General features: G+C 70.0%; 5 protein-coding genes. 3 read left to right on the top strand and 2 right to left on the bottom strand.

Going from position 1 to position 5,379, the window contains the following annotated elements:
• The first annotated feature begins 255 nt into the window (after positions 1-255).
• A complete protein-coding gene (locus C5H89_RS05750) occupies positions 256-1,293 on the top strand; it encodes an SGNH/GDSL hydrolase family protein (RefSeq protein ID WP_104106077.1) in 1,038 nt (345 codons plus the stop codon).
• Here the strand turns inward: C5H89_RS05750 and C5H89_RS05745 are convergent.
• A complete protein-coding gene (locus C5H89_RS05745; protein ID WP_104106076.1) occupies positions 1,265-2,146 on the bottom strand; it encodes an aldo/keto reductase in 882 nt (293 codons plus the stop codon). The genes C5H89_RS05750 and C5H89_RS05745 overlap by 29 nt on opposite strands.
• An 81-nt stretch (positions 2,147-2,227) precedes the next feature.
• On the opposite strand from C5H89_RS05745, the gene C5H89_RS05740 reads away from it, so the two are divergent.
• Positions 2,228-3,004 carry a thioesterase family protein gene (locus C5H89_RS05740; protein WP_104106075.1) on the top strand — a complete coding sequence of 259 codons (777 nt, stop codon included), beginning with the start codon at positions 2,228-2,230 and terminating at the stop codon, positions 3,002-3,004.
• An 18-nt stretch (positions 3,005-3,022) separates the two neighbouring features.
• On the opposite strand, the gene C5H89_RS05735 is transcribed toward C5H89_RS05740, so the two are convergent.
• On the bottom strand, positions 3,023-3,583 hold the full coding sequence (locus C5H89_RS05735; protein ID WP_162799225.1) for a DUF305 domain-containing protein: 561 nt from the start codon (positions 3,581-3,583) through the stop codon (positions 3,023-3,025).
• 232 nt (positions 3,584-3,815) lie between these two features.
• On the opposite strand from C5H89_RS05735, the gene C5H89_RS05730 reads away from it, so the two are divergent.
• On the top strand, positions 3,816-5,379 hold a 1,564-nt coding region (locus C5H89_RS05730; protein WP_240181725.1), incomplete at its 3' end, for a hypothetical protein.

Here is a 5,379-nt window from a genome sequence, read left to right as displayed (position 1 = left end):
AGGTGACGCCCGACATGAGCATCTCGACCGCCTTGAGGGCGGTGCCCTCGGCGGCGTCCTCCCGGGTCAGCACCGCCCACGCCGACGCCCACCGAGACACCCACGCCCACGCCGACGCCCACCGAGACACCCACACCCACACCCACGCCGACGCCCACCGAGACACCCACGCCCGACCCGCGGAACGTCCGGCATCCCGAGGCCCTGATTCCCTTCTGGAACGCACTCGACAACCGCGCTTCCCAGCGGGCCGACGTGGTGTACATCGGGGACTCGATCTCCGAGGGGGTGGGAGCAAAGGAGTGGTCCCAGCGCCCTCCGGTAGCCCTGCAGGACTCCCTGCGTTCCCTGCACCCGATCTCCGCCGCCCAAGGTGCTGGCTACGCGGCGGCCGTCACGTTCACCGGGCTCCCGACGCCGGGTCTGAAGGTCGTCATCGGCGAGATGACTCCGGTCGACTTCTGGAGCGACAACCCGTTCGGCCTCGGGTCGAAGGCCGTCATGGTGGACAGCGGGACGTCGCTCACCTACGACTTCTCCGGCACACAGGTCCGTCTCTGGTACGGCTGGCTGCCTGACGGTACGACCGCTGATGGCGAGGTCCGGGTGGACCAGGGCCCGTGGCAGCCGATAGCAACGGACCCGACGCCGGGCTCAGGACAGTTCTGGGAGTCGCAGGTGCTGGCTCCCGGTGACCACCAGCTGGAGCTGCGAGGCACGTCCGACACCGTCCCGACCATCCTCGAGGGCTTCGAGGTGTTTGGCTCGGACCAGGACAGATCGGCCGGCGTCCACGTCTACGACTCGGCCCACTCCGCCTACTTCGCCGACAAGTTCACCGGATCCAGCACCACAAACGGCGCACGGATGTGGCAGGTGATCGATCGGATCGCCCCGGTGCTGACGGTGGTCAACCTCGGCGCCAACGACCCGGCATGGGGGCTGAGCGCGCAGCAGACCGTCGCAGCAATCGAGAAGATCGTCGCGCGCGCAGATCTTGCCTCGGCCGGCCGGCCGCACTCGGTGCTCCTCGTCGTCAACTACACCCCGATCAAGGAAGACCCGGCGTACGCCGAGAGGTGGCAGGCAGTCCGCGAGGCTCTGCTCTCCCTCGAGCTCGACAACGTGGCAACCCTTGACCTGCAGGCGTGGTGGCCGGAGCTGGGCCCAGGTGAACCTCAGGGGGTCATGCTCGAGGAGGACTATCCGCTCCACCCGAATGCGCAGGGCCACGCCCTGCAGCTCTCAGCGATCATGACAGCCCTCATGAGCCCCTCGGCGGACGGGCGCTGAGGCGCGCCATCTCCTCCGGCGTCAGCGAGAGGTCGGCGGCCGCGGCGGAGTCGCGGATCGACTCGGGGCGCTTGGCTCCCGGGATCGGGATCACGCACGGCGACTGCGCCAGCTCCCAGGCGAGCGCGACCTGCTGAGCGGAGACGCCACGCTCCTGGGCCACCTCGGCGAAGGCGGGGTGCTTGGCGGCCAGCTCCTTGGCGTCCCCCAGACCCCCGAGCGGGCTCCACGGCAGGAAGGCCAGACCCAGCTCAGCGCAGACGTCGATCTCCGGGCGGCTGGTCCGGAACGCCGGGCTGAACTGGTTCTGCACGCTGACCAGCACGTCGCCCAGCACGGCGTGCGCCGCGCGGATCTGCGCCGGGTCGGCGTTGGACAGCCCGACGTGGGCCACCTTCCCGCTGTCGGCGATCTCCTTGAGCGTGCCGATCACCTCGTCGTAAGGCACCTTGGGGTCGGGCCGGTGGTGCTGCCACACAGCGATCTGCTCGACCCCGAGCCGGCGCAGGCTGGCCTCGACTGCCGCGCGCAGGTGCTCGGGCCGGCTGTCGACGTCCCAGCCGCCGTCCTCGGTGCGGACGTGACCGCCCTTGGTCGCCAGCACCACCCGGTCGCGGACGCCCAGCTCGTCGAGCAGGCTGGCCACCAGGGTCTCGTTGGCGCCCTGCGCCTGTGCCCCCGCCTCGTTCGGCCCGTAGGCGTCGGCGGTGTCGAGCAGGGTCACGCCGCTCTCGAGCGCTGCGCGCAGCGTGTCGAGCAGCTGCTCGCGCGGCTGCTCCCCGCTCTGCTGGAATGTCATCAGGCCGAGCCCGATGGCGCCGACCTGTCGCGGACCGAGGGTGCGTGTGTGCATGGAGCGACCCTACGAGGGGCGGAAAGCAAGGGTGAGAGCTGACCACGGACAATGGGCGCTCCCCGAGGTCGAGGAGACGACGTGACCTACTGGCGCCGGACCGGAGCGCACACCTTCGAGCCCACCGCGTACGTCGGCGGCTCCTGGGATCCCGCCACCCAGCACATCGCCTCGGCCCTTGGCGTGATGGCGCACGAGGTCGTGCGGGACCGGGACGCGCGCCGCTCGGACGGCCTGCTGGTCAGCCGGCTCTCCTACGACATCCTCGGCACGCTGCCTATCGCGCCGATGGACGTGGAGCTGCGGGTGCTGCGTCCGGGTCGCACCATCGAGCTGGTCGAGGCGACCGCGTCGTGCGGCGGCCGGACCGGCGTGGTGATGCGGGCCTGGCTCACCGCCCCGCACGAGACCGGCGCCGTCGCTGGCACCGACCTGCCCAGCATGCCGGCGCCCGACGAGATGGAGCCCTGGCCGATGAGCGACCTGTGGTCCGGGGAGTTCATCGCCACCCTCCAGCTGCGCCGCAAGGAGATGGGACCTGGTCGGGCAGTGGCCTGGCTGCGGACCGACCACACCCTGGTCGCCGACGAGGAAGTCAGCACCCTGGCGTCCTTCGCCGCACTGCTCGACGTGAGCAACGGGGTCGCGGTGCGCACCGACCCCCGGCACTACGCCTTCCCCAACCTGGACCTCACCGCGCACCTGTTCCGCGAGCCCGTGCCCGGCTGGGTGGGGCTGGACACCACCGTCTCCTTCGGCACGAACGGCGTGGGCCTGACCTGCACCGTGCTGCACGACGAGCAGGGGCCGCTCGGCACGATCGCGCAGACGCTCACGGTGCGTCAGCAGCCCAGCTGACGTTGCGCCGGGTACGCCTCACAGGCCCTTGAGGAGCTCCTGCATCCGGCCGATCTCAGCGGACTGACCCGACGCGACGTCCGCGGCCAGCTCGCGCACGAGCAGTGCACTGCCGTCGACCGCGACCCGGTCGGCCATCATCAGCGCGCCTTCATGGTGTCGGATCATCGAGCTCAGGTAGAGCCGGTCGAATGCGCGTCCCCGGGCCGCGGCGAGCTCCTTGAGCTCCCGGGGCGTGAGCATGCCCTCCATGCCGTCGTGCCCGTGCGCGCCATGGTCGTAGTCGAGCGGGTCCTCGGCCGCCGACGGCACGTCGATGTTCTGCTCCTCCAGCCAGGAGGCCATCAGCAGGATCTCGGGCGCCTGGGCGGCTTCGATGCGCTCGGCGAGGCCACGAACCTGGCGGTTCTCGGCCCGCTCCGGGGCCAGCCGCGACATCTCAAGGGCCTGCGCGTGGTGCGGGATCATCATCTGGACGAACGCGATGTCGGAGTGGTTCCATGGGGCCGGCTCCTCGGTGGTCACGGCACCGCCGCTCTTCGCCGGCTCGCCGGGCAGTCCCGGCCGAACGACCGGCACGTCGCTGTCGTCGCCGGCGTCTCCGGACTCCGACGCGGCTGGCTCTCGTGGGGACGTGGCTTGGGGAGGGGCGTCGTCGTCTGTGTCGGCACTGCACCCCGCGAGGCCGGTGACCCCGAGGAGCAAGGCGGCGCACGAGGAAAGAATCTTTGCCCGAGTCATTGCTTCCATCGTGCTCGGCACGGTACGACAAGACCAGCACATCGTGCGACCCCTCCGGAAGGAAAAAAACTTGTCTCGGGAATCTCTTGCGCAGTTCTTGCGCTCTCATCGACGTTCTGCCGTACGCCGGCCAATAGCCGTCGTCGGCGTCACCCTCGCCCTGGCCGCGGCCCTCATACCCGCGGCGTCGGCCCACGACGGCGACCACCCGTCCGAGCAGAAGGGGTCCACGGCCGCGAAGAAGTCCTCTCCCCCGAGCTGCCCGCCTGGCCTGGCCAAGCAGCTCGAGAAGGGCGCGGCCGACCGCTTCGGCGCGGGCTGCGACCTCGCAGGAGGCGACCTCGGGGCCATGGACGACTCCAAGACCCGGCTCGCCCCCGGCGAGTCGGCGTCCAGCTCCAACCTCTCGCTGCTCACCAACGTGCCGAAGTCGGGCGCGTTCGCAGCTCCCACCGCCTACAACACCGACCTCGCGTTCCAGGGCGACTACGCCTACGCGGGCAACTACGAGGGCTTCACGGTCTGGGACATCTCCACCCCGGCCCAGCCCGAGCAGGTGACCCAGGTCGTGTGCACCGGCGCGCAGAACGACATCTCGGTGTGGGGCGACCTGCTGATCCTCAGCGTCGACTCCAGCCGCTCCGACGCGTCGTGTGCCAGCACGGGACTCCCGGCCAGCAACAAGGCGGCGTGGGAGGGCGTGCGCGTCTTCGACATCAGCGACCCGGCCTCGCCGGAGTACGTCGCAGCCGTCGAGACCCCCTGCGGCTCGCACACCCACACCCTGGCCCCCACCAAGGACGGCAGCGAGCTGTTCGTCTACGTGTCCAGCTACGGACCCAACGCGGCGTTCCCGGACTGCCAGCCCCCGCACGACAAGATCGGCGTGGTCAAGGTCCCGCTGGGCGCGCCGAGCGAGGCCTCCCTGGTCGGCACCCCGGTGCTCTTTCCCGACGGCGGCAACCCGGGCGGCAACGGCTCCAGCACGACCAGCGGCTGCCACGACATCACCGCCTACCCCGAGCGTGACATCGCGGCTGGCGCCTGCATGGGTGACGGCGTCATCCTCGACATCAGCGACCGGGCCAACCCGGTGGTGACCGAGACCGTGCGGGACACCGAGAACTTCGCGTTCTGGCACTCGGCCACGTTCAACAACGAGGGCACCAAGGTGGTCTTCACCGACGAGCTCGGCGGCGGCGGTGCGGCGACCTGCAACCCGACCGTGGGGCCCAACAAGGGCGCCGATGCGATCTACCGGCTCAAGGGCGGGCAGCTGGAGTTCAACTCCTACTACAAGATCCCGCGCACCAACTCCAACACCGAGAACTGCGTTGCCCACAACGGCTCGCTGATCCCGGTGAAGGGCCGTGACCTGATGGTCCAGGCGTGGTACCAGGGCGGCATCTCGGTCTTCGACTTCACCAACGCCAAGAAGCCCAAGGAGATCGCCTGGTTCGACCGCGGCCCCATCTCCGACGAGCGCCTGGTGCTCGGCGGGTCCTGGTCTGCGTACTGGTACCGGGGCCACATCTACAGCAACGACATCCAACTGGGCTTCGACGTGCTGCGCCTCGACGACAAGATCGTCAAGACGGCCCCGAAGAACGAGACCGACCTGTTCAACCCGCAGT

The sequence above is a fragment of the Nocardioides sp. 616 genome (assembly GCF_002930065.1).
Classification (GTDB): domain Bacteria; phylum Actinomycetota; class Actinomycetes; order Propionibacteriales; family Nocardioidaceae; genus Nocardioides; species Nocardioides houyundeii.
Note: the sequence above shows the minus strand (reverse complement) of the source record. Positions and strands in the feature narration are given on the sequence as shown.

What these genes read in the sequence shown, in the direction of transcription:
- C5H89_RS05745 (WP_104106076.1), bottom strand. Translation starts at nt 2,146, where the DNA reads ATGCACACACGCACCCTCGGTCCGCGACAGGTCGGCGCCATCGGGCTC.